We start from the raw sequence: 23,667 nt of genomic DNA on the forward strand, positions 1-23,667 counted from the left end.
GTATTTACCCAAGCCCCCTTCTTTATTGGCGTGTCAATGGATATGCGGGTGAATATCCGAAAGGGGGGTTTTATGTGAAGTCTAGCGATTTGCCTTCGGGGTTGGCAGCCATTCGGATTGTGGCTGAGGATAAAGCGGGGAACTCTCAGGAAACCACCCTCGAGGTCAACCGGGACACGGTGGCGCCCACGGTGGTGTGGCGGGCGCCGGCGGACGGGGCGCAGGTGTCTGGGTCGGTGGAGCTGCAGGTGGAGGCCCAGGACAACGTGGGCGTGGCGAAGGTGGAGTTCTTTGCGGGGTCCACGAAGATAGGGGATGCCACTCCGCCGTCGGACCCCTCGCTGCCGTACACCTTTAGCTGGGACACGACGAAGCACCAGGACGGTCCGGTGACGCTGAAGGCCAAGGCGTGGGACGCTGCGGGGAACGCCAGTAGTGAGGCGACCCTCACGGTGGTGGTGGCGAACCGGCCGGAAATCCACTGGATCCACCCGACTCCTAACCAAAAGGTGGCGGGATCGGTGGACCTCCAGGTAGAGGTTCGGGCTTTGCGAACGGTGTCTAGTGTAGAGTTCTACTTTGGTCCGGACCGGGATTCCATGAGCAAAATTCCCGGAACCCCCACGGTGTTGGATAATATCTACTCGCTTACCTGGAACCTTTTGCAGGTTTCTCCGGGTACCTACTTCTTGAAGGCCGTGGTGGTGGATGCCCAGAACTCGAGGGCCGAGGCCGTGATCCCGGTTGAAGTGGGTTCTGCTTTCGTGATCACGACCCCTGCCGACGGTGATGAGGTGGGGCCTGGGGCTGGCCGTGCTATCGTGACCATCACTGTGGGAATCAACGGCACGCTGCCGCCCGGGGTTGACGTGAACAAGGTGGAAATCTACATCAACGGCCAATACCAGGGCGATGCGGTTTCGCAGACGGCGGGCGATGGCTCCCAGATTTACATCCTCACCTGGAACACCACGCAGAGCTCTCTGGGCCACGACCCCACCCTGTCCGGCGATCGGGTTATCACCGCGAGGGTGTACTACACGGGCGGGGACAAGTGGACCAACGGCGTTAAGGTGCTCTACCGGCCCTAGGCCTAGGGGTGTTTCCGGGGCCCCGGTTTCGGCCGGGGCCCTGTGGCTATACTGGGGGGCGTGACCGACCTCGAGGCCCCCCTTCGCCGTTTTGAGGAAGCCCTGGCCGAGCTCGTCCAGTCGGAGGTCCTCTTCATCCGCCTCATCCACCAGGATTTGGTGACCGCCGGGGGCAAGCGGATCCGCCCCCGGCTGGTCTTTCTGGCTTCCCGGGCCCTGGGGGGGGCCCCCTTTGAGCTGGAGCTGGCCCTGGCGGTGGAGCTTCTGCACTCCGCCACCCTCCTCCACGATGACCTCATAGACGAGGCCGAGACCCGCAGGGGCAAGGAGGCCGCCTTCCGCAAGTACGGGAACGCCGTCTCGGTGCTCTCCGGGGACTTTCTCCTTTCCCGCCTTCTCCACGTGATCGCCAGGACCGGGCGTATGGACCTGGTGGAGCGCTTCGCCCAGGTGGCCAAGACCCTCGCGGAGGGGGAGGTCTTGCAGTTCCAGGTGGCCGCCCTCGAGGACTACTCCCTGGAGAACTACGAGCGGATCATCACCGCCAAGACGGCGGCCCTCATGGCCCTCTGCACCGAGGGGCCCGCCCTCTTGCGGGGGGAGGCCCCCGAGGTGCGGGAGGCCCTCCACCGCTTCGGCCTCCTCTACGGGCAGGCCTTCCAGATGCGGGACGATTACCTGGACCTCATGGGGACCCCCGAGGTCCTGGGCAAGCCCGTGGGGGGGGATGTGCGGGAGGGAAAGGCCACCCTCATCACCCTCCTCCTCATGGAGCGCTTCCCCGAGGTCCGGGAGATCCTCAGGCGGCGGGGTCGGGAAGCTTCCGACCTGGAGCGGCTTCGGGCCTTGGCCCAAGAAAGCGGCGTGGCCCAGGAGGTGGAGGCCCGCATCCGCAGGAAGGCCCAGGAGGCGGTGGAGGCCCTTAGCCCCTTGCCGGAAAACCCCTACACCTTGGCCTTGAAAGCCCTGGCCTTGAAGGAGGCCGAGCGCCTTGCCTAAGGGGTATAATCCCCGAGGGTGATGCCATGAGCCTTCCCGCTTACCGGCCTCCGGAGGACCCAGGCCTCTGGGAAGCCTTTCTGGAAAGGTTGGAAAGGACCCTTAAGGTGGCGGAGATCCACCCCACCACGGTGGAGTACCTAACCCACCCCAAGCGCCTGGTCACGGTCTCCCTCCCGGTGGTCATGGACGACGGCAAGGTGCGGGTCTTCACGGGCTACCGGGTGGTGCACGATATCGCCCGGGGGCCCGCCAAGGGGGGGGTGCGCTACCATCCTTCCGTGACCCTAGGGCAGACCGCGGGTCTGGCCGCCTGGATGACCCTGAAGGCCGCCGTCTACGACCTCCCCTTCGGGGGGGCGGCGGGGGGGGTGGCGGTGGACCCCGAGGCCCTTTCCCGGGGGGAGCTTGAGCGCCTCACCCGCCGCTACACGGCGGAGCTGGTGAACCTCATCGGCCCCGACACCGACATCCTGGGCCCAGACCTGGGCACGGACCAACAGGTCATGGCCTGGATCATGGACACCTACTCCATGACCGTGGGCTCCACCGTGCCCGGGGTGGTGACGGGCAAGCCCTTCGCCCTGGGGGGAAGCGAGGGGCGGGACGACGCCGCTGGGCTCGGCGTGGCCCTGGTCCTAAAGGAGGTGGCCGAGCGGGTGGGGCTTCCCCTAGAGGGGGCCCGGGTGGCGGTCCAGGGCTTCGGCCAGGTGGGGGGCGGGTTCGCCCTCCACGCAGAGCGCCTGGGCCTCAAGGTGGTGGCGGTGGCGGTGCGCAAGGGGACCCTCTACGCCGAGGAGGGGCTTCCCGTGGGGGAGGTCCTGGCCCATTACGAGGCCACGTGGGAGCTTCCCCGCTACGACCTGCCCCCGGAGGCGGTCTTCGGCCTGGACGTGGACTACCTGGTCCTGGCGGCCCAGGAGGGGGCCTTGGACGGGGAAAGGGCCCGGGAGGTGCGGGCCAAGGCGGTCCTCGAGGCCGCCAACTTCGGCCTTACCCAGGAGGCCGAGGCCTACCTTTTGGGCAAGGGCGTTTGGGTGGTGCCTGACCTCCTCACCGGGGGCGGGGGGCTCATCGCAAGCTACTTGGAGTGGGTGCAGGACCTTAACATGTTCTTCTGGAGCCTCGAGGAGGTGCGGGAGCGCTTTCGCGTTCGGGTGGCGAAGGCGGTGGAGGAGGTGATGGCCAAGGCCCAGGCCTACGGGGCGGACCTGCGCACCGGGGCCTTGGTCCTGGCCCTGGAGCGGCTCAACGAGGCCACGCGGCTTCGGGGCGTTTACCCTTGAGGAAGGCTTATGAAGAGCGAACCCCTTTCCTACGTGGAGAAGGACGGAGGTCCTTGGAGCATCTTCACGGAGCAGGTGGACCGGGTGGTCCCCTACCTGGGCCGCTACGCCCCCCTGGCGGAGAGCCTTAAGCGGCCCAAGAGGGTCCTTATCGTGGACATCCCGGTGCAGATGGATGACGGCCGGGTGGTCTACTTTGAGGGGTACCGGGTGCACCACAACACCGCCCGGGGGCCCGCCAAGGGGGGGGTGCGCTACCACCCCGAGGTCACCCTCTCCGAGGTCATGGCCCTGGCGGGCTGGATGACCATCAAGAACGCCGCCGTGGGCCTGCCCTATGGGGGCGGCAAGGGTGGGGTGCGGGTGGACCCCCAAAAACTTTCTCCGAGGGAGCTTGAGCGCCTCACCCGCCGCTACACCTCGGAGATCGGGATCCTCCTCGGCCCGGACCGGGACATCCCCGCCCCCGACGTGAACACCGGGGAGCGGGAGATGGCCTGGATGATGGACACCTACTCCATGAACGTGGGCCGCACCGTGCCCGGGGTAGTGACCGGGAAGCCGGTCTCCCTAGGGGGCTCCCTGGGCCGGCGGGACGCCACGGGGAGGGGGGTGTTCTTCACGGCGGCCGCGGCGGCGGAGAAGATCGGGCTTTCCATAGAGGGGAGCCGGGTGGCCCTCCAGGGCTTCGGCAACGTGGGCAACGCCGCCGCCCGGGCCTTCCACGAGCACGGGGCCCGGATCGTGGCGGTGCAGGACCATACCGGCACGGTTTACAACGAGGCGGGCATAGACCCTTACGACCTCCTCCGCCACGTGCGGGAGCACGGGGGGGTGCGGGGCTACCCCAAGGCGGAGCCCCTGCCCAACCCCGAGTTCTGGGAGGTGCCCGCCGAGTTCCTCGTTCCCGCCGCCCTGGAGAAGCAGATCACCGAGCAGAACGCCTGGCGCATCCGGGCCAAGATCATCGCCGAAGGGGCCAACGGCCCCACCACCCCGGCCGCCGATGACATCCTGCAGGAGAAGGGGGTTTTGGTGGTGCCGGACGTGATCGCCAACGCCGGGGGCGTGACGGTGAGCTACTTTGAGTGGGTCCAGGACTTCAACGCCTACTTCTGGACGGAGGAGGAGGTGAACCAGAGGCTGGAGCGGATCCTGAGGAACGCCTTTGAGGCGGTGTGGCAGGTGAGCCAGGAGAAGAAGATCCCCTTGCGCACCGCCGCCTACGTGGTGGCGGCCACCCGGGTCCTCGAGGCCCAGGCCCTCCGGGGGATTTACCCTTAAGGTGTGGACTGGCCCCGCTTTGGCCGCGTGACCCTGAAGCCCTTTAGCGCGGGGCTTACCGAGGAGGAGTGGAAGGGCCTCTACGAGACCTTCCGCGACCCCGAGGTGGCGGAGTGGAACGGCTCTAGCCCCTTGCGCTCCCCCTTTTGGCTCTTCAAGCGCTTCGTCCAGGCGGAGACCCGGCGCAAGGACCGCCTGGCCTTCGTCATCCTGGACGAGAAGGGGGAGTATTTGGGCACCCTGGAGCTTTACGACCTCACCCCCGAGGAGGCCACCTTGGGGATCCTCATCGGGCGGAAGGAGCGCTGGGGGCAGGGCTACGGCACCGAGGCGGTGCGGGCGGCCTTAGGGTATGCTTTTTCCACCTTGGGGCTTAAGCGGGTGAAGCTCAGGACCTTCGCCCACAACCTCCGCGCCCGGCGGGCCTTTGAGAAGGCGGGCTTCCGGGAGGTGGGCTCGGGCCCCGGGCCCAGGGGGCGGGAGGACGTGCACATGGAGGTGCGCCGTGAGGATTTTAGCCCCGAGGCTTAAGGAGGCCTTCGCCCTCTTGCCGGAGGGGGTGGAGGTGCGCTTTCTGGACGAGCCCTGGCCCAAGGCGGCGGACTTCTTCATCCCCCCCTTCGGCCAGGAGGAGGTGGTGCGCCGGGTCTTCCAGGAGGTGGAGGTCAAGGTGGTCCAGACCCTCTCCGCCGGGGTGGACTGGATCCTTCCCCTCGTTCCCGAGGGGGTGGTCCTCTGCGACGGCTCCGGGATCCACGACGCCCCGGTGGCGGAGTGGGTGGTCCTGGCCCTCCTCGCCCTCCTCAAGGACCTCCCCGGCTTCCTAAAGGCCCAGCGGGAGGGGCGCTGGGCCCCTAAGCGCCTTGGCGACCTGGAGGGCAAGAAGGTCCTCCTTTTGGGCTACGGGGCCATCGGGAAGGCGGTGGCGGAAAGGCTTAAGCCCTTTGGGGTGGAGCTTCTTCCCGTGGCCCGGCATCCTCGTCCCGGGGTCTACACCCGGGAGGACCTCCCCGCCCTCCTCCCCCAGGCGGACGCCGTGGTCCTCCTTCTGCCCCTAACCCCCGAGACGCAAAGGATCGTGGATCGGGACTTTCTGGCCCAGATGAAGGAGGGGGCCCTTTTGGTGAACGCGGGGAGGGGCGGGCTCGTGGACACCTTGGCCCTCCTCGAGGCCTTAGAGGCGGGACGGGTCCGGGCCTTCTTGGACGTCACCGACCCCGAGCCCCTCCCCGAGGACCACCCCCTCTGGCGGGCCAAGGGGGCGGTCATCACCCCCCACGTGGCCGGGCTTTCCGAGGGGTTTTCCCGCCGGGCGGCCCGCTTCCTCTCCGAGCAGGTGGGACGCTACCTCCGGGGGGAGCCCCTTTTGAACGTGGTGCGGGAGGGGTACTAGTGGAGGTGGTGCTTCACGGCGACCTGCGCCGCTATGGGGAGCGCCTTCGGGTGGAGGCCAAGACCCCTAGGGAGGCCCTGCATCGGCTTGGCATCCCCTTGGAGGAGGTCTGGCTCCTGGCGGTGGGGGAAAGGGTGGTGGACCTGGACGAGGCGGTGGAAGGCCCCCTCGAGGTCTACCCCCCCATCGCGGGGGGGTGGTATACTTAGGGTCCTGCCCTAAAAGGCAGGGGGCGCGAGAAGGGGGGAGCCGCCCGACGCCCACCCCGCGTGGAAAGGAGATGCGGTGGAGAAAAAGGCGCTTCTTTCTACGCCCGTGGAGCCCATAGACATCAAGGCCTTTGACGCCGGGCCCATCCTCGAGGCCATGGGCAAGACCGCCTTCCAGGCGAGAAACCTCCATAGGGCGGCGGAGATTTACCTTCAGATGCTCCAGGACGACTGCGCCGTCATCCTCACCCTGGCGGGAAGCCTGGTCTCGGCGGGCCAGGGGCTCATCGTCCACGACCTGATCCGCAAGGGCTTGGTGGACGTCATCGTGGCCACCGGGGCCAACATCGTGGACCAGGACTTCTTTGAGGCCCTGGGCCACCGCCACTACCAGGGGGACCCCAAGGCGGACGACGAGGCCTTAAGGCGGCTTTGGATTGACCGCATCTACGACACCTACATTGACGAGGAGGAGCTGAGGCACACGGACTACACCATCGCCGAGATCGCCGACGCCCTGGAGCCCCGCCCCTACTCCAGCCGGGAGTTCATCTGGCACATGGGCCGCTACCTGGCGGAACGGGGCCTCGGGGAAAGGAGCATCGTGCGGGCGGCCTACGAGGAGGGGGTGCCCATCTTCGTCCCCGCCTTTTCCGACTCCTCCGCGGGGTTTGGCCTGGTCTACCACCAGGTGAAAAACCCCAAGGCCCACGTCACCATAGACTCCGTGGCCGACTTCCGCGAGCTCACCGAGATCAAGCTGGAGGCCAGGACCACGGGGCTCGTGATGCTGGGGGGCGGGGTGCCCAAGAACTTCGCTCAGGACATCGTGGTGGCCGCCGAGGTTCTGGGCCACCAGGTGGAGATGCACAAGTACGCCATCCAGATCACCGTGGCCGACGAAAGGGACGGGGGGCTTTCCGGCTCCACCCTGAGCGAGGCCCAAAGCTGGGGCAAGGTGGACGCAAGCCTCTCCCAGATGGTCTTCGCCGAAGCCACCTTGGCCTTTCCCCTCATGGCCTCCTACGTCTACCACCGGGCCCCCGCGCGGGCCAAGCGCCGCTACGCCGACCTCTTCCAGAAGGAGGTTCCCGCCTAGGCCCTGGGGGGTCTTTGGAGGGGTGGCTTTACTGCCCCCCTCCTTTTTGGTACACTCCCGGCAAATGCCCGACGAGTTAAGGCTTTACTTGAGGGAGCGCTTTGGCGTCCAGGGACCCTTTTCCCCCGGGCGCTTTGAGGCGGAGCTTTCCAAACGGGTGGGAAGCCCCGCCAAGCGGGCCCCCCTCCTCAAGGTCTGGCGGGCCTACCTGGGACGGGGGGGGCGGGAGGCGGTGCGAAGTTTCTACCGGGAGGTTCTCAAGGTCCCCAAGGGGGAGGCCCTGGTCTACGGGATGCACCTCCCCTTCCTGGAGTTTTACGCCCAGGAGGTGCCCTCCCGGGTGGAAGGGCGGGTCCTGGAGGTGGGGGCCTTCACCGGGGCTTTGGTGGGGTTTCTCAAGCGGAAGCGGCCCGAGCTGGAGTGGCACGCCCTCGAGGGGGTGGAAGAGGCGGTGGCCCTTGGCAAGAAGCGGGTGCCCGAGGTGGTTTGGCACCTGGGCTGGGCGGAGGAGGTGGACCTTCCCCCCTTTGACACCCTCCTTCTGCTCTCCGTCTTCCCCGAGGGGGAGGTGGACCAGGGGCTTCCGAGCCGTCTGGAAGCCCAGGACTTCCTGCGCCGCTTCGCCTTTTTGGAGCGGCTTCCCCGCTTCCTCCGCCTCCTTAGGCCCGGGGGGCTTCTGGTCTACGGCCACGGCCCCTTCCTGGGCAAAAGCCCGGAAGGGGTGGAGGAGGGGCTTCGCCTTTTGGGTTTCACCCAGGTGGAGCGGGTGGGGGAGGGGGAGTACTTCCTGGTCTTTGGGCGGCGGCCCGAGGTGCTAAGGGAGGCCCAAGAGGAGGCGGCGCGGGAGGAGGCCCCAGTCCAGGTGGTCCAGGCCCTGGGCCCGGACCTGGAGGAGGTGCGGGCCCTTCTGGAGGCGGGCCAGTACGCCGAGGTCCTGGCCCGTCTGCCCGAGGGGGCCGAGGGGGAGGCGGCCTACCTTCGGGGGAGGGCCCTTTTCGCCCTCTCCCGCCATGCGGAGGCGGAGGAGGCCCTTAGGCGGGCCCTCTCCGAGGAGGCGGAGGACCTCAGGGCCTTGGTCTTGGTGGAGCTCGGGGACTACGAGCGGGCGAGGGGCCGCCTCGAGGCCCTGGCGGTGCGGGGCGGGCGGTACCGGCTCGCCCTGGGAAGGGTCTACCTGGCCCAGGGGCGCTACGCCGACGCCTTAAGGCAGTTCGTGGAGTCGGGCCTGCCCGAGGCGGAGCTTTACACCCGGGAGGCTTTGGACCGGATCACGGAGCGCATGCGCCGCTTCGCCCGGGAGGGGGATTGGGCCGAGGTGAGCCGCCGGGCGGAGTTCGTGGAGGACCTTTCCCCGGCCCTCCTCACCCGGGAGATGCTGCGGCTCGGCCTTAGGGCCGCCCTCCTTCAGGGGCTTTTCGCCCGGGCGGAGCGCTACGCCCGGCGGCTTGCCGACCTGGACGAGGGCGAGGGGTTTTTGGGCCTAGCCCTAGCCGCCCTACGGGTCCGCACCCCCCTGGACCTCCGGGGCACCGAGGACCTGAAGGCGGTGGAGCCCTACCTCACCGAGGCCCTGAGCCGGGCGGAGATCCCCGAGGCCCTCCTCCTCCTTGGGGTCCTGCGGGAGCGGGAGGGGCGCTACCGGGAGGCCCTTTACCTTTTGGAGCGGGCCGCTTTGCGCGGGGAAGGGGAGGTGGCGGGGATGGCCTACCACCACCTGGCCCAGGTGAAGCGGGCCTTGCGGCGGCCCCTCAAGGAGGTCCTCGGGGACCACAAGCGGGCCCACGCCCTAAGGGCCTACCCCGCCCCCTACCTCTTCCGCCTGGCCCAGGAGGCCTTGGCCGGGGAAGAGGAGGTTTTGGCCCGGGAGCTCCTCTCCCGGGCGCGGGACGCCGGGCTCGCCCAGGTGGCGGAGGAGGACCTTATGGGCCTCATCCACCTCCTAGAGCGCCTCGAGGGGCCCTGGGCCGCCTTTAACGTCCTCTACCAGGCCCTTGCCCGTACGGAAAAGCCCCCCCTGGAGCACCTGGCCCTGGCCTACCGCCTCTCCCGCGCCTTCCGGGAAAGCCCCGAGGCCGAGGCGGCCCGGGGGCAGTACCTGGCGGCCCTCTACGCCGAGGGGCGCTTGGAGGAGGTGGAAAGGCTCCTCGTGGAGGAGCTAAAGGCCTACCCCCAGGCCCTCGAGGTCCTCTTTGACCTGGCGGAGCATTACGAGGCCCAGGGCCGCTGGAAGGAGGCGGCGGAGCACTGGCAGAAGGCCCTGGAGGTGGCCCTTTACCGGGAGAAGGACCTGGCCTTGGCCCGGGAGGTCCTAAGGAACCTCCTCTTCCTGAGGCCCCACGACGAGAGCCTCCTCCTTTACCTGGAGGAGCTTAAGGCGGTGGGCAGGGGGCTTAAGGACCTGGGCGAGGAGGCCGAGCCCCTTCCCGAGGCCCCGGAGGGGCTTTTGGAGGAGGGCCTTCCCCGGTTCCACGGGGAGCGCCTTCTGGTGGTGGGGGGGCACACCCACCTAAGAAGCCGCCTGGTGCCCTTTTTGGAAGGTCGGGGCCTCAAGGTGGACTGGTACGACGCCGACACCGTGGGGGTGGGCAAGGAGGCCCTAAGGCGCATCCTGAGCCGCCTGGAGAAGGCCCACGGCCTCATGATCGTCTCCAGCTACGTGGGCCACGACCTCTCCGAGCCCGTGCGCCTCGAGGCCGAGCGGCTCGGGGTGCCCGTGCACGTGATTCCCGGCCGGGCCCGGGGGGCCACGGGCTTCCTCCGGGCCCTGAAGGCCTTCGCCCCCGAGGTCTTCAAGAAGGCCCTAAAGGGGGTAGAGTAGGAGGGATGGAGGCTTTGGAACTGGGCTACTCCCCCTGCCCCAACGACACCTTCATCTTCTACGCCTTAACCCACGGCAAGGTGCCAAGCCCTTTGCCCGTGCGGCCCGTCCTGGAGGACGTGGAGACCCTAAACCTTTGGGCCCTGGAGGGGAGGCTTCCCCTCACCAAGCTCTCCTACGCCGCCTACGGCCGGGTGCGGGACCGGTACGTGGCCCTAAGAAGCGGGGGGGCCATGGGCCGGGGGGTGGGACCCCTTTTGGTGGCCAAGGCCCCCTTGAAAACCCTGGAGGGGGCCCGGGTGGCCATCCCCGGGCGGAACACCACCGCCTTCTTGCTCCTTTCCCTCTACGCCCAGGGCTTCCAGCCGGTGGAGGTGCGCTACGACCGGATCCTCCCCCTGGTGGCGGCGGGGGAGGTGGAGGCGGGGCTCATCATCCACGAAAGCCGCTTCACCTACTCCCAGTACGGCCTCGTCAAGCTCCTGGACCTAGGGGAGTGGTGGGAAGGGGAGACGGGCCTACCCCTCCCCTTGGGGGCCATCCTGGCCCGGCGGGACCTGGGGGAGGACCTGATCCGCGCCCTGGACCGGGCGGTGCGGGAAAGCCTGGAGTACGCCTTAGCCCACCCCGAGGAGACCCTTCCCTACCTCAAGGCCCACGCCCAGGAGCTTGCCGAGGAGGTCATCTGGGCCCACGTGCGCACCTACGTGAACGCCTATAGCCTAGACGTGGGGGAGGAGGGAGCGGAGGCGGTGGCCCGCCTCTTCGCCCTGGCGGAGGCCCGGGGGCTTCTTCCGCCCTCCGAGGCCCCCCTCTTTGGGTAGACTTGGGGCATGTTCCCGGACCTGCCCCTGGAGGCGAGGCAGGCGGCGGCCAAGGTCTTCCGGCCCAGACGGGTGCGCCGGGGCGAGGTTCTCTACCGCCCGGGGGACAAGGTGGACGGGGTGTACTGGGTGCGGGAGGGAATCTTCTGGTTGGAAGGCCCCGGCTCTCCCGACGGCGAGGAGGCGGATGCCTTGGGGGTGGTGGGCCCCGGGGGGCTTCTGGGGGAGGAGGCCTTGGTGGGGGAAGGCCATCGCACCCTAGGGGCGGTGGCCCTCACCTACGCCGAGCTTTACTTCGCCCCTAAGGAGGGCCTCCACGCCCTCCTTTCCGTCCACCCGGAGGTGGAGCGTTTCCTGCTAAAGGCCCTTTACGCCCGGCTCAAGGCCACGGAGGAGAGGCTTTGGGAGGTCCGCCACCTCTCCGTGGGCCAGCGCCTGGCCCGGGTCCTCCTGGCCCTGGGGCGGGAGGGGGAGGTGGCCCTTTCCCACCAGGATCTGGCCCGGCTGGTGGGGGCCACCCGGGAGACGGTGACCAAGCTTCTGGGGGAGTGGGCCTTGAAGGGGTGGGTGGAGCTGGGCTACCGCAGGGTGGAGGTCCTGGACCCCAAGGCCCTTGCCCGCTTGGCCGGGGAACTTTAGCCTTTAAAGCATGGAAGCTACCCGCCTGGTCCGCCTCCTGGGCCTGCCCCAAGGGGAGGAGGCCCTAAGGGAGCGCCTCCGCCGCCCGGGCCACCCCCGGCTCAAGGAGGCCCTCGCCGCCTACCTGAAGCGCCTTCAGGCCCCCAAGGAGGCCTTTTCCGCCTTAGAGCGCTTAGGGGTGGGGGCGGTGGTGGCGGGGCAGCAGGCGGGGCTTCTCGGGGGACCCGCCTTCACCTTTTACAAGGCCCATACCGCCCTCACCTTGGCGGAGGGGGTGGGCGGGGCGGCGGTCTTCTGGGTGGCTTCCCAGGACCACGACGTGGAGGAGGTGCGCCACCTCCACCTTCTCCGGGACGAGGCCCTGGAAACCCTCTCCCTGGACCTTCCCCCCTTGCCCTCGGGCCGGATCCCCCTAGGCCCTTACCGGGAGCGCCTTTTGGCCTTTTTGGGGCCATGGGCCGAGGATCCCCGCCTGGCCTACGCCCTGGAGGGGAAGACCCTTTCCGAGTTCTTCGCCCGGGTCCTCCTGGCCTTTTTGGGGGAGCGGGGGCTTATCCCCTTTGACCCCATGGCGGAGGAGCTCGCCCCCCTTTTCCTCGAGGCCCTGGAAAAGGAGCTGGCTGACCCCTTGGGGAGCGCCGAGGCCCTAAACCGGGAGGCGGAAAGGATCCGGGCCCTTGGGGGGAAGCCTCCCCTTAGGCGTAAGCCCGGGGCCACCAACCTCTTTTTGGAAACGGACCAAAGGCGCCTCCTCTTCTACGAGGGCGGGGCCTTCACCGACGGGGTGCGGCGGTACACGGCCAAGGAGCTTTGGGAGATCGCCCGGGCCAACCCCTCCCGCCTCACCCCGGCGGCGGGCCTAAGGCCCGTCTTCCAGGACCTGGTCCTGCCCACGGCGGGCTTCGTGGTGGGGCCCAACGAGCTAGCCTACGTGGCGGAGCTTTCCGAGGTCTACGCCCGCTACGGCCTCGCCATGCCCGCCCTTTTCCTGAGGCTGAGGGCCTTGGTGCTGGAGCCCCCTATCCGCCGGATCCTGAGCCGCTACAGCCTGGACCCCTGGGCCTTCGTGGAGGAGGGGGAGGAGGCCTTCTGGCGGGCGGCGGGGGGCGCGCTGGAGGCTTTTCGGGAGCTTGAGGCGGGCTTTAAGGCCCTCCTAGCCGAGGCGGAGGCCTGGGAGGCCAAGGCCAAGGCCCTGGAGCCCACCCTGGAGCGTCCCTTCCGCCGCTTCCGCTTCCGGCTCAAGGGGGAGGGGGAAAGGCTTCTCGGGAAGCTCCTCCGCGCCCGGGCCCTACGGGACGAGGTCCTTCGCGGCCACCTGGAGCGCCTGAAGCGCCACCTCCTTCCCTTAGGGCTTCCCCAGGAGCGGGTCTATCCCTTCGCCATGTACGCCCTCCGCCACCCCGAGGCCCTAAGGCGCCTGGCCGAGGCTCCCAGGGAGGGGCGGGCGGTGATCCCTCTCGGCTAGTTTTTTGTTTCCAATACACCCTGCGCCAACCCCCAAAACCCGGGCGAACTCCGGCAACCCCCTAGCCGCGCCTGTGGCTGGGGGGTTTTTCTTCACCTCGGGGTTCGGGAAGAGGTAAAGTTTAAGGGAGCATGGGAAGGTTGGGGCTGGCTATTCTGCTAGGGTTGGTTTTCCTCGGCCTCTTTCCCGGGCGGGGACAGGTGGGGGATTTGGTCCTGCGCGTGCTCCTCAAGGAGGTGTCCGCTGGGGAGGCGGTGCGCTTAAGCCTTCCCCAGGGCGAGGTGCGGGCCTGGCTTGGGGAAGGAGGGGTGGTGGTGGAGGGCAAGGCCTTCCCTTACCTGGACCTGGAGGGGCCTTACTTTAGCCTCGAGGGCCGCTCCTACCGCGGGGGGGTGCGGCTTTGGCCGGAAGGGGAAAGGCTTTGGGTCATCAACCGGGTGGCCCTGGAGGACTACCTCCTTGGGGTCGTTCCGGCGGAGATGCCTGACGGGTTTCCCCTCGAGGCCCTAAAAGCCCAGGCGGTGGTGGCCCGCACCTTCGCCGTGAGGCGCTACGCCCCCGGGGCCCCCTACGACCTCTGCGCCGACGAGCGCTGCCAGGTCTATGGGGGTTTTTCCGCCGAGAAGCCCCGGGCCAAAACGGCGGTGGTGGCCACCCGGGGCCTCGTCTTAAGCTACGGGAGCGAGGCCATCTCCGCCCTTTACCACGCCGACTCCGGGGGGATGACGGCGGGGAGCGAGGAGGTCTTCCAGAAGGCGTTGCCCTACCTCCGCCCCCGGCCCGACCCCTACGCCCGGGGGCCCAAGAGCTCCTGGCGGATGGAGGTGGACCCCGCCACCGCCCGAAAGGCCCTCCAGGCCTTGGGTTACGACCCAAGGGGGGACGGCCCGCCCCAAGTTCTAAAGCGGAGCCCCTCGGGGAGGGTTTGGCGGGTGCGCCTCCTCGGGGTGGAGGTGGAAGGCCCCGAGGCCCAGCGCCTCATGCGCCTCCTGGGCCTCCCCTCGGCCCTGGTGGACTTCCAGGGTTGGTTGGCCTCGGGCCGGGGGGCGGGGCACGGGGTGGGCCTCTCCCAGTGGGGGGCCAAGGGGATGGCCGAGGCGGGGTACGGCTTCCGGGAGGTCCTGGGGTACTACTTCCCGGGCACCGGCCTTTCCGCTTTGGTTCTCGAGGCCCAGGTCCCCTGATGTGGATCCCCACCCCCCTCACCCCCCTCTGGCTCACCCTCTCCCCCAGGGGGGTCTTGGCCCTCGAGCCCGCCCTCTTCCCCCGGGGCGAGGAGGCGAAAGGCCCCCTGGCGGAGGCGGTGCGGGAGACGGTCCTGGCCTACTTCGCCGGGGAGCGCCCGGACTTTTTGGCAATCCCCCTGGACTACGCCCGATTCTCCCCGGTGCGGGCCGCTCTCTACGAGCGGGTGCGCCGCATCCCTTACGGGCGCACCACCAGCTACGGGGCTTTGGCCCGGGAGCTCGGCCTTTCCCCGCGGGCGGTGGGGGCGGCCCTTAAGGCCTCGCCCTTTTTTCTCCTCGTCCCCGCCCACCGGGTGGTCCACGCCGACGGGCGGCTTGGGGGGTTCCAGGGGCAGGAGGGGCTAAAGCTTTGGCTTTTGCGCTTTGAAGGGGCCCTTTAGGCCTCCTTCCAGACCGCCACGGAGAAGGGTGGGAGGGCGGGGCCGCAAAGCCTACCCCCCTGGGGCGTGCACACCGCCCCCGAGAGGAGGTCCAAAAGCCTTCCCCCCCGGGGAAAGGCCCCGTGCAGGGGGAAGTCCTGAAGGAAGGGCTCGGGGGTGGCGTTCACCACCACCAGGTAGGGCCCCCGGGTGAAGGCCAGGTGGCCGTCCGCCGCGTAGACCCGCCAGTAGGGGGCGGTGCGGAGCTCGGGGTGCTCTTTCCTTAGCCGGGCCATCCGGCGCACCGTCTCCCGTAGCTCCTTCCGCCAGCGGGCCTCCTCCCAGACCATCCCCCCCCGGTTTTCCGGGTCGTGCCCCCCTTCCATCCCCACCTCCTCCCCGTAGTAGACCGTGGGGTTCCCGGGGAGGAGGAAGAGGAGGGCCAGGGCAAGCCGGGCCCGCTCCACGCCCCCCCGCATCAGGGTGAGAAGCCTCGGGGTGTCGTGGGAGGTGAGGAGGTTCATCTGGGCCCGGACCACCTCGGGGCGGTAGCGGCCGAAGAGGGCTTCCAGCCGGTGGCTGAAGGCCAGGGCCTGGAGGGGCTCTATGGAGCCTAGGCCCGAGCGCCCGGCGAGCTCCCGGTCCAGGGCCTCCCCGCCCACGAAGCCCAAAATGGCCCGGCTTAGGGGGTAGTTCATGACGGCGTCAAACATGTCCCCCTGGAGCCAGAAGTCCGCCTCCTCCCAGATCTCGCCCACGATGTAGGCTTCGGGGTTCACCCCCTTGACCCTTCGGCGGAAGGCCCGCCAAAACTCGGGGTCCTGGATCTCGTTGGGCACGTCCAGGCGCCAGCCATCGGCGCCGAAGCGGATCCAGTGCTCCGCCACCGAGAGGAGGTACTCCCGCACCGCCGGGGTCTCCACCTTGAGCTTGGGAAGCTCGGGGTTGCCCCACCAGGCCTCGTAGTTGGGGTGGGCGGTGTAGGCCTTTAGGGGGAAGCCCTTCACGTGGTACCAGTCCCGGTAGGGGCTTTGCTCGCCGTTTTCCAGGAGGTGCTGGAAGGCGAAGAAGCCCCTTCCCGTGTGGTTGAAGACCCCGTCCAGGATGACCCTCACCCCGTGGGCGTGGGCCACCTCCAGGAGGTGCCTTAAGGCCTCGTTGCCCCCGAGGATGGGGTCCACCTGGAAGTAATCGGTGGTGTGGTAGCGGTGGTTGGCGGTGGAGGCGAAGACGGGGTTCAGGTAGAGGGCCTCCACCCCCAGGTCCAGGAGGTAGGGGAGTTTTTCCGCCACCCCCCAAAGCGTCCCCCCCTTGAAGCCCCGGAGGGTGGGGGGGGCTTCCCAGGGCTCAAAGGGCCCCGCGGGGGCGGGCTTGCCCGGGGGGCCCGCCCGGAAGAAGCGGTCGGGGAAGATCTGATAGAAAAAAGCGCCCTCGTACCAGGCCACGGGGCCAAGTGTACCACGCCCCGAGTGTGCCTGGTTCACCAAAATCCTTGCCCGGGGCGAGGGGGGTTTGGTATCCTCCCGGGGTGAAGGGGATGCGGGGCCGCCTTTTTGTGATGACCGGGGCGAGCGGGGTGGGGAAGGGGACGGTGCGGGCCAAGGTTTTGGAGCGCACCCGCCTCTTCTACTCCATCTCCATGACCACCCGCCCCCCAAGGCCCGGGGAGCGGGACGGGGTGGACTACTACTTCGTGGACCGCCCCACCTTTGAGGCCCTCCTGCAACAAGACGGCTTCCTGGAGCACGCCGAGTACGTGGGCCACTTCTACGGCACCCCCAGGGCCCCGGTGGAACGGGCCTTGGCCCGGGGGGAGGACGTCCTTTTGGAGATTGAGGTCCAGGGGGCGCTCCAGGTGAAGGCCAAGGTGCCGGAGGCGGTCCTCATCTTCCTTGTCCCCCCATCCCTTTCCGAGCTCAAGCGGAGGCTGGTCTACCGGGGGAAGGATCGCCCCGAGAAGATAAAGGAGCGCCTGGAGCGGGCGGAGTGGGAGATTAAGAACGCCCACCGCTTTGACTACGTGGTGGTGAACGACGTCCTCGAGGACGCCGTGGCCGACTTCCTGGCCATCCTCACCGCGGAAAGGCGGCGCACGGACCGCATGCAGGAGGCCCTGGAGCGGGCCTTGGTGCGGGACTTGGACTTGGAAAGCGAGCTGGACGAGATCCTAAGGAGGAACTATGGCGGAACCGGGGATTGACACGCTCTTCGGCATGGTGGACTCCAAATACCGGCTCACGGTGGTGGTGGCCAAACGGGCGCAGCAGCTTTTGCGCCACCGCTTCAAGAACACGGTCTTGGAGCCCGAGGAAAGGCCCAAGATGCGCACCCTGGAGGGGATCTTTGACGACCCCAACGCCGTCACCTGGGCCATGAAGGAGCTCCTTACCGGGAGGCTCGTCTTCGGGGAGAACCTCCTCCCCGAGGACCGCCTGCAGAAGGAGATGGAGAGGCTCTACCCCGTGGAAGAGGAGGTCTAGGTGGCCCGGGTCCTGGTGGCGGCCTCGGGGGGGGTGGCGGCCCTCAAGACCCCCCACCTCCTCCGTCTCCTCCGGGCGCGGGGGCACGAGGTCCGGGCCCTGGCCACGAGGCGGGCCCTGGAGTTCGTCACCCCCCTTTCCCTGGCGGTGGCGGCGGGGGGCGAGGTGGCCACCGAGGAAGCCTGGTTCCAGCCCACGGGGAGGGCCCTCCACATAGACCTCGCCCGCTGGGCCGAGGTGGTCCTGGTGGCCCCGGCCACGGCGGACGCCCTGGCCAAGGCGGCTTTGGGCCTCGCCGACGACCTCCTCTCCGCCACCCTCCTCGCCGGGGCCAAGCGGGTGGCCTGGGCCCCGGCCATGAACGAGGCCATGTGGCTCGCCCCCCAGACCCAGGGCCACGTGGAGCGCCTCAAGGCCTTGGGCCACACCTTCTTCGGCCCCGCCTACGGACCCTTGGCGGCGGTGGGGGAGGGGGAGGGGTGGGGGCGGATGCTGGAGCCCGAGGAGCTTGTGGAGCGCCTCGATGGCTTTCTCACCCCCAAGGACCTAGGGGGCCTAAGGCTTTTGGTCTCCGCCGGGCCCACCCGGGAGTACCTAGACCCGGTCCGCTTCCTTTCCAACCCCTCCTCGGGCCGCATGGGCTACGCCGTGGCCGAGGCCGCCCGGGACCGGGGGGCGGAGGTGGTTTTGGTCTCGGGGCCCACGGCGCTTCCTGACCCCTGGGGCGTGGAAGTGGTGCGGGTGGAAAGCGCCCTGGAGATGCGCCAGGCCATCCTGGAGCGCTACGCCTGGGCCGACGCCGTGGTCATGGCGGCGGCGGTGGCCGACTACCGCCCGGCCGAGGTCTTAAAGGAGAAGGAGCCCAAGGTGGAGGCGGAACGCCTCCTCCGCCTCGTCCCCAACCCCGACATCCTCAAGGAGCTGGGGGAGAGGAAGGGCCAGAAGGTCCTGGTGGGCTTCGCCATGGAGACGGGGGAGGGGCTGGAACGGGCCCGGGGGAAGCTTTTGCGGAAAAACCTGGACTTCATCGTCCTCAACTGGGTGAACCGGGAGGGGGTGGGGTTCGCCAGCCCCGAGAACGAGGTGGTCCTGGTCTTCCGGGATGGCCGGGTGGAGGAGGTCTCCCGCAGGCCCAAACGCCAGGTGGCGGACCGTATACTGGACCACGTCAAGGCGTTGTGGGCTTCGTGAGGTGGATATGCGCAACAAGGCGGAACGTCACCGCGTCATCCGGGAGATCGTGAGCCGCGAGGAGATCAGCACCCAGAAGGAGCTGGTGGAGCGGCTTAGGGCTTTAGGCTTTGAGGTGACCCAGGCCACGGTGAGCCGGGACATCGCCGAGCTTAGGCTCGCCCGGGTCTCCTTGGGCAAGGGACGGCACAAGTACACCCTCCCCGCAGCGGACATGGCGGAGGACGTTTACGAGGAGCTCAAGCGCCAGTTCGCCCTCTTCGTGAAGGACGTGGACCGGGGCGGGAACATCCTGGTCCTAAAGACCGCTGAGGGGCACGCCTCGGGCATCGCCTACCTTCTGGACCGGCTCAAGCGGGACGAGATCGTGGGCACCCTGGCGGGGGAGGACACCATCCTGGTGGTGGCCCGTTCCCAAGAGGGGGCCGAGGCTTTGGAAGAGGAGTTCGCCGAGCTCTTGCTGGCCGGGAAGAGGTAGGGGAGCGTTGGAGTTTTTCCTAAAGTCCTTCCTCACCCTCTTCGTGGTCATGGACCCGGTGGGGCTTGTCCCTATCTTCTTGGCTCTGGCGGGGGACAAGCCCCCGGAAAGGCAGCTTCGGATCGCCCGCAAGGCGGTTTTGGTGGCGGGGGGGATCCTGGGGGTTTTCTTTTTCTTCGGCCGGGGGCTTTTGGGCTACCTGGGGATTAGCCTCGAGGCCCTGCGCGTCGCCGGGGGGATCCTCCTTTTCCGCATCGCCACCGAGATGGTCTTCGCCCAGCACGAGCGGGAAACCCAGGAGGAAAAGGACGAGGCCCTCTCCCGGGCGGACATCTCCGTCTTTCCCCTGGCCATCCCCCTTTTGGTGGGCCCGGGGGCCCTGGCCAGCGTCCTCGTCCTGGGGGCGGAGGCCCAGGGGGTGGCCTGGGGTGGGTTTGTGGTCCTCCTCACCGCCGCCCTGGTCCTGGCCCTGGCCTACCTCCTCATGCGCTTCGCCCTTTCCGTGCGCCGGGTCCTGGGCCGCACGGGGGTGAACGTGGTCACCCGGGTCCTGGGGATCCTCCTCGCCGCCTTGGCGGTCCAGTTCGTGGCCGACGGGGTCAAGGCCCTTCTTTAGCCTTGTCCAGGTACATGCGCTGGTCCGCCTCTTGGAGGAGGTGGGCGAGGTCCTCCCCTTGGGCCTCCACCGCCCCCGCCGCCACCTTGTGGGGAAGGCGGGCCTTAACCCGGGCGATCAGGGCCTGGGCGTCGGGGAAGGGGAGGCCGGGGTGGAGGCTTACGAACTCGTCCCCGCCCACCCGGAAGACCAGGTCCTGGCGGCGGGCGGCCTCCCGGAGGGCCTGGGCCACGGCCTTTATGGCCTGGTCCCCGGCGGCGTGGCCCAGGCGATCGTTGAGGCGTTTGAGGCCGTTTAGGTCCCAGTAGACCAGGGTGAGGGGTTCGCCCCGGCTTTGGGCTTCCCGCAGGAGGTTGGGAAAGGCTTCCTCCAGCGCCCTGCGGTTGCCCAGGCCTGTGAGGGGGTCGGTGCGGGCCTGGGCCTCCAGGGCCTTTCGCTCTTCCAGGGTTTTGAGGAGAAGGGCGGCCTCCAGGGCCAGGCCTTGGGCGAGCTCCAGGGAGAGGGGGGAGAAGGCCTCGGGGTCTTGGAAGTTGTCCAGGTTCATGACCGCAAGGACCTCTCCTTGGAGGGCGATGGGCACTTCTAGGGTGGCCTGGATCTCCCCAAGCCGCCCGTGGGTGAAGAAAAGGGGGCGGGCCTCGAGGGTGCTCAGGTGGGAGAGCTGGCGTATCTCCGCCCCTTTAAGCACCCGGGGGCGGCCTAGGAGCCAGTTGTTCACCCCAAGGCCGTACCAGGCCATCTCCTCCTCCACCGTGGTCCGCGCCCCCAGAAGCTTTTCGCTGAAGCCCACCTGGGCCACCAGGTAAAAGAAGGGGCCTTCCCGGAGGAGGACGCTTCCCGCCTCGGCCCCCGGCACCAGGGCCACCGCCTCCTCTAGAAGGCTTTGCAGGAGGGCTTCCGGGGGTTCGCCCCGAAGGAGCTTCTCTAAGAGCCTTAGGAGCCCCTGGTAGGCCCGGGCCTGGGCCAGGCGGGCGGTGTCCTCCAAAAGGAGGAGGTAGGTGCCCTCGGGGGCGGGAAGGCGCACCGCCCGGTAGCCCTTACCCCGCCACCAGAGGACCTCTCCCTGGGGCAGGGGGAGGTCTTGGGCCAGGGCGTTCCGTTCCACACCTTCTTGGCCTAACCGAAAGACGGGGTAAGGGGCTTCCAAGAGGTTCATGGGGCCTCCAGGAGAAGGCGGGCGTGGGCTAAGGCCGCCTCCGTGTACTGCCCGGAGAGGAGGCGGGCGAGCTCCCGCACCCGGGCCTCCCCCTCCAGGACCTCCACCCGGACCTCCTGGCCCTCCTTCACCACCCTAAGGTGGCGCCGGGCCCGGGCGGCGATCTGGGGCAGGTGGGTGACCACCAGGACCTGGCGCTTCTCGCCCAGGCGGGCCAGGCGTTCCGCCAGCTTCCAGGCGGTCTCCCCGCCCACCCCGGTGTCCATCTCGTCAAAGACCACGGTGGGGGCCTCGGCCCCCGTGAGGAGGGCCAGGGCCAGGGCAATGCGGGAGAGCTCCCCGCCGCTGGCCGCCGAGAGGGGGGCGAGGGGGAGGTGGGGGCTTGCGGCGAAGCGGAAGGCCACCTCCTCGAGGCCGTAGGGCCCGGGCTCGGGCAGGGGGATGAGGTCCACCTGGAAGCGGGCCTCGGGGAGCCCCAAGGCGGCGAGCTCCTCCACCATCCCCGTCCCGAGCCTTTGGGCGGCCTCCCGCCGGGCCTGGCTTAGGGCCTCCCCCGCCTCCCTTAGGGCCTTTTCCGCCCCTTGGAGGGCCTGGGCGAGTTCTAGAAGCCGCTTTTCCCCCCCCTCCAACCCGGAAAGCTCCGCCTCGGCCCGCTTGGCGTGGGCCAGGACATCCTCCAGGGTGGGGCCGTACTTGCGCTTAAGCCTCTCCAACAGGGCGAGCCGGGCCTCCACCGCCTCGAGGCGGCCCGGGTCCCCTTCCAAGCCCTCCAAGTAGTCCTCCAGCTCCCGGGCCACGGCCCTCACCCCCTGGAGGGCGGCCTCCAGGTCCTGGGCCAGGGCGTCCAGGGCTGGGTCCAGCCTCCCCCCGGCCCGTAGCTCCCGGATAGCGGCTTCTAAGGCGGAAACCCCTCCCTCTTCCCCCAAAAGGGCGTAGGCCTGGCCCGCCCGGGCCCTCAGGGTTTCCAGGTGCCGGAGCTTCCGGGCTTCCGCCTCCAGGGCCTCGTCCTCCCCTGGGGTGGGGTCCGCCTCCCGGATCTCCCGGAGCTGGAAGCGGAGGAGGTCTTCCCGCTCCGCTTTGGTTCTTAAGGCCGCCTCGAGGGCTTGCTTCTCCGCCAGGAGGCGTTGCCTTTGGGCGTAGGCCTCCTGGTAGCGGGCGGGAAGGGCGGGGTCTAGGAGGGCGTCCAGGCTTTCCCGCTGCCGCTTGGGGCTTAGGAGGGCCAAGGCGGTGTGCTGGGCGTGGAGGGAGAGCCACCTTTCCGCTTCCTCTTGGAGTTCCCGCAGGCTCACCACCTCCCCGTCAATCCGGGGGGTGGAACGGCCGCCCACCCGCCGGGAGAGGACCCTTTCCCCTTCCTCCCCGAAGAAGGCGGTGACCAGGAGGCTATCGCCAAAAGGCCCCACGAGCCCCTCCGCCTTGGCCCCGAGGAGGAGGGATAAGGCGTCCACCAGGAGGCTTTTCCCCGTGCCCGTTTCCCCGGTGAGGACGTTGAGCCCCGGGGAAAGCTCCAGCGCGGCTTCCCGGATGGCGGCCAGGTTCTTGACCTCGAGGCGCTTAAGCATCCTCCCCCATTGTAGGCCAGGGGGTATCTTGACGCTTGGGAGTTTCCTCGCTAAGCTAATCTTTGCGTGCGGGGGCGATTAGCTCAGCTGGTCAGAGCGCACGCCTGATAAGCGTGAGGTCGGTGGTTCAAGTCCACCATCGCCCACCACGATGAGCAAGGGAAAATCCCCCGGGTAACGAGGCCCGGGGGATTGACCTTTTACACCTACACGACACCTAATAGCCGGTCGCCAAGTGGAGGAGGATGCCCCAAGGAAGCTGCCTCATACCCTCAGCTCGGAGTATTGGGACGCCCAGGCCAGGATCTGGTCTACATAGGCGTCATTCCGCTCACCCCGCCTATAAGCGGTAGGCCCCCGGTTGTAGGCGTGCAGGACATCACACCACGTGGGAAACTGCCCCTTCAACCACGCCAGATAGCGGATCCCCGCCGCCGTGGCGTACTGCACCCGGGCCGGGATGGGCATGTTGAGGAGGAGGGTGGGGTCCATGCCCACCTGGCGGAAGGCGCAGGGTTTGACCTGAAGCGGGCCGATCTCGGACCCCGAGGCGCAGGTGGCCCCGTTGCTGCTGATCTGGAGGGCGTACGCCACCCGGTCCACGTGGGGGTTGAAGGTGGACTCCCGCCGGGCCACGGCCACCACCAGGTCCACGGGCACCCCCATGCCTTCAGCCTGGGCCAGGGCCCCGGCCACCACGTGGGCTATGGTGCGCCCCCCGCACTCCCCACACGTTTGGCGCCCCAGGGCAGGGTTGGCCTCCAGGATGCGGGCGTAGATGCGGTCTATGAGGTCCCACCGGCCCTTGTCCAGGGGGGGAGGGCCCGGGGGCGGATAGGGGCAGTCCGGTGTTGGGGAGGAAGAGCCCCCGGGCTTGGTGGCCCTGGCCGTGCCGGCCCTTCCAGCGCCTGCCAGGAGGGCTATCCCACCCAGGAGGCCTAAAAAGACCAGGGCCTTATTGGATCTTGCGCTTGGCATCTTCGGCCCCCCTAAAGGTCCTACTGATGCGCTTCCTGCCTCGGTTTAGGGTCAGGTAGCCGCCAGCGTAGTACCACGCGAAGGCGTTCAGGTCACCGTAGCGCACCCCAGTGCCCACCACTTCCCCCGCCACGTGGTGAAATGATTTACGGGCCCCCGGGGCTACGGTGGCCCCGGGTTGAGGAGTGGGATTTGTAGGGGGAAGGACCAGGCTTCTGGCACGCACGGTAGGCACCATCACGGCCCCCAAGTAATCTGCCAGTACGCAATAAGCAGTTTATGCAGGTTGTCCTTGGTGAACTCCTGGCCGTTGTCAAAAACAAGGTTGATGGTTGGACAAGACTCTGCAGATGTGTTGGTGTATAGATTGCCGTTTAGAATGACGGACTTTATGGTTATCAAATGCTCTGTCGTCTGTATTAGTCCCCCCTTCGGTTATTCGCTCCGACACTATTCACGCCGCCACCCTAGCTACCCAGGCGATGGGTAAGGC

The 23,667-nt window shown here is 68.4% G+C and carries 22 protein-coding genes, 1 tRNA gene and 1 pseudogene; 20 read left to right on the forward strand and 4 right to left on the reverse strand.

Annotated elements, in window-relative coordinates:
- The 14 genes and pseudogenes from IEX93_RS09235 to IEX93_RS09300 all read left to right on the forward strand — a co-directional run.
- The coding region (locus IEX93_RS09235; protein ID WP_229906148.1) for an Ig-like domain-containing protein at positions 1-1,091 on the forward strand (1,091 nt) is incomplete at its 5' end.
- Positions 1,092-1,151: 60 nt separating this feature from the next.
- Complete coding sequence (locus IEX93_RS09240; protein ID WP_188847922.1) at positions 1,152-2,090, forward strand: polyprenyl synthetase family protein; 939 nt, start codon at positions 1,152-1,154, stop codon at positions 2,088-2,090.
- 26 nt (positions 2,091-2,116) lie between these two features.
- Positions 2,117-3,376 carry a Glu/Leu/Phe/Val family dehydrogenase gene (locus IEX93_RS09245; RefSeq protein WP_188847923.1) on the forward strand — a complete coding sequence of 420 codons (1,260 nt, stop codon included), beginning with the start codon at positions 2,117-2,119 and terminating at the stop codon, positions 3,374-3,376.
- Between the two features lie 9 nt (positions 3,377-3,385).
- Positions 3,386-4,660: a Glu/Leu/Phe/Val family dehydrogenase gene (locus IEX93_RS09250; protein ID WP_188847924.1), complete on the forward strand. Its 1,275-nt coding sequence runs from the start codon at positions 3,386-3,388 to the stop codon at positions 4,658-4,660.
- Between the two features lie 3 nt (positions 4,661-4,663).
- Entirely contained in the window at positions 4,664-5,191 is a 528-nt protein-coding gene (locus IEX93_RS09255) for a GNAT family N-acetyltransferase (RefSeq protein WP_188847925.1), read from the forward strand.
- A complete protein-coding gene (locus tag IEX93_RS09260) occupies positions 5,166-6,053 on the forward strand; it encodes a 2-hydroxyacid dehydrogenase (RefSeq protein WP_188847926.1) in 888 nt (295 codons plus the stop codon). Before IEX93_RS09255 ends, IEX93_RS09260 begins: the two co-directional genes overlap by 26 nt.
- Positions 6,053-6,275: pseudogene (locus tag IEX93_RS09265) on the forward strand (hypothetical protein). The gene IEX93_RS09260 and the pseudogene IEX93_RS09265 overlap by 1 nt, the downstream one beginning before the upstream one ends.
- Positions 6,276-6,338: 63 nt before the next feature.
- Positions 6,339-7,361, forward strand: coding sequence for a 1,9-bis(guanidino)-5-aza-nonane synthase (locus IEX93_RS09270; protein WP_188847928.1), 1,023 nt, complete (start codon positions 6,339-6,341; stop codon positions 7,359-7,361).
- A gap of 64 nt (positions 7,362-7,425) precedes the next feature.
- Positions 7,426-10,179, forward strand: a complete 2,754-nt coding sequence (locus IEX93_RS09275; RefSeq protein WP_188847929.1) for a tetratricopeptide repeat protein — start codon at positions 7,426-7,428, stop codon at positions 10,177-10,179.
- A 5-nt stretch (positions 10,180-10,184) separates the two neighbouring features.
- Positions 10,185-11,003 (forward strand): menaquinone biosynthesis family protein, encoded by an 819-nt coding sequence (locus IEX93_RS09280; RefSeq protein WP_188847930.1) that lies wholly within the window; start codon positions 10,185-10,187, stop codon positions 11,001-11,003.
- 9 nt (positions 11,004-11,012) lie between these two features.
- Complete coding sequence (locus tag IEX93_RS09285) at positions 11,013-11,642, forward strand: Crp/Fnr family transcriptional regulator (protein WP_188847931.1); 630 nt, start codon at positions 11,013-11,015, stop codon at positions 11,640-11,642.
- Positions 11,643-11,652: 10 nt separating this feature from the next.
- Positions 11,653-13,107, forward strand: coding sequence for a bacillithiol biosynthesis cysteine-adding enzyme BshC (gene bshC, locus IEX93_RS09290; RefSeq protein WP_188847932.1), 1,455 nt, complete (start codon positions 11,653-11,655; stop codon positions 13,105-13,107).
- A 131-nt stretch (positions 13,108-13,238) separates the two neighbouring features.
- Positions 13,239-14,291: a SpoIID/LytB domain-containing protein gene (locus IEX93_RS09295; protein ID WP_188847933.1), complete on the forward strand. Its 1,053-nt coding sequence runs from the start codon at positions 13,239-13,241 to the stop codon at positions 14,289-14,291.
- A complete protein-coding gene (locus IEX93_RS09300) occupies positions 14,291-14,734 on the forward strand; it encodes a methylated-DNA--[protein]-cysteine S-methyltransferase (protein ID WP_188847934.1) in 444 nt (147 codons plus the stop codon). The genes IEX93_RS09295 and IEX93_RS09300 overlap by 1 nt, the downstream gene beginning before the upstream one ends.
- On the opposite strand, the gene IEX93_RS09305 is transcribed toward IEX93_RS09300, so the two are convergent.
- Positions 14,731-16,158 carry a glycoside hydrolase family 13 protein gene (locus IEX93_RS09305; RefSeq protein WP_188847935.1) on the reverse strand — a complete coding sequence of 476 codons (1,428 nt, stop codon included), beginning with the start codon at positions 16,156-16,158 and terminating at the stop codon, positions 14,731-14,733. The genes IEX93_RS09300 and IEX93_RS09305 overlap by 4 nt on opposite strands.
- A 92-nt stretch (positions 16,159-16,250) precedes the next feature.
- On the opposite strand from IEX93_RS09305, the gene gmk reads away from it, so the two are divergent.
- The 5 genes from gmk to IEX93_RS09330 are packed head-to-tail and all read left to right on the forward strand — an operon-like array spanning position 16,251 to position 19,478.
- Positions 16,251-16,913: a guanylate kinase gene (gene gmk, locus IEX93_RS09310; RefSeq protein WP_188847942.1), complete on the forward strand. Its 663-nt coding sequence runs from the start codon at positions 16,251-16,253 to the stop codon at positions 16,911-16,913.
- Entirely contained in the window at positions 16,894-17,193 is a 300-nt protein-coding gene (rpoZ, locus tag IEX93_RS09315; RefSeq protein ID WP_188847936.1) for a DNA-directed RNA polymerase subunit omega, read from the forward strand. Before gmk ends, rpoZ begins: the two co-directional genes overlap by 20 nt.
- A complete protein-coding gene (gene coaBC, locus IEX93_RS09320) occupies positions 17,194-18,384 on the forward strand; it encodes a bifunctional phosphopantothenoylcysteine decarboxylase/phosphopantothenate--cysteine ligase CoaBC (protein WP_188847937.1) in 1,191 nt (396 codons plus the stop codon).
- A 7-nt stretch (positions 18,385-18,391) separates the two neighbouring features.
- The gene (argR, locus tag IEX93_RS09325) at positions 18,392-18,862 is read left to right on the forward strand and encodes an arginine repressor (protein WP_188847938.1); all 471 of its coding nucleotides are present in this window, start codon (positions 18,392-18,394) and stop codon (positions 18,860-18,862) included.
- A 7-nt stretch (positions 18,863-18,869) separates the two neighbouring features.
- Positions 18,870-19,478 (forward strand): MarC family protein, encoded by a 609-nt coding sequence (locus tag IEX93_RS09330; RefSeq protein ID WP_188847939.1) that lies wholly within the window; start codon positions 18,870-18,872, stop codon positions 19,476-19,478.
- Here the strand turns inward: IEX93_RS09330 and IEX93_RS09335 are convergent.
- Positions 19,462-20,583, reverse strand: a complete 1,122-nt coding sequence (locus IEX93_RS09335; RefSeq protein ID WP_229906149.1) for a GGDEF domain-containing protein — start codon at positions 20,581-20,583, stop codon at positions 19,462-19,464. The genes IEX93_RS09330 and IEX93_RS09335 overlap by 17 nt on opposite strands.
- Before the next feature lie 47 nt (positions 20,584-20,630).
- Entirely contained in the window at positions 20,631-22,196 is a 1,566-nt protein-coding gene (locus IEX93_RS09340) for a DNA repair protein RecN (protein ID WP_188847941.1), read from the reverse strand.
- A gap of 72 nt (positions 22,197-22,268) precedes the next feature.
- Between IEX93_RS09340 and IEX93_RS09345 the strand changes: the two genes are divergently transcribed.
- A tRNA-Ile gene (locus tag IEX93_RS09345) sits at positions 22,269-22,345 on the forward strand.
- A gap of 115 nt (positions 22,346-22,460) precedes the next feature.
- Here the strand turns inward: IEX93_RS09345 and IEX93_RS09350 are convergent.
- A complete protein-coding gene (locus IEX93_RS09350; RefSeq protein WP_229906150.1) occupies positions 22,461-23,174 on the reverse strand; it encodes a transglycosylase SLT domain-containing protein in 714 nt (237 codons plus the stop codon).
- Between the last annotated feature and the right edge of the window lie 493 nt (positions 23,175-23,667).

Origin of the sequence: Thermus composti (assembly GCF_014647535.1) — a bacterium.
In the GTDB taxonomy this organism is placed as follows: domain Bacteria; phylum Deinococcota; class Deinococci; order Deinococcales; family Thermaceae; genus Thermus; species Thermus composti.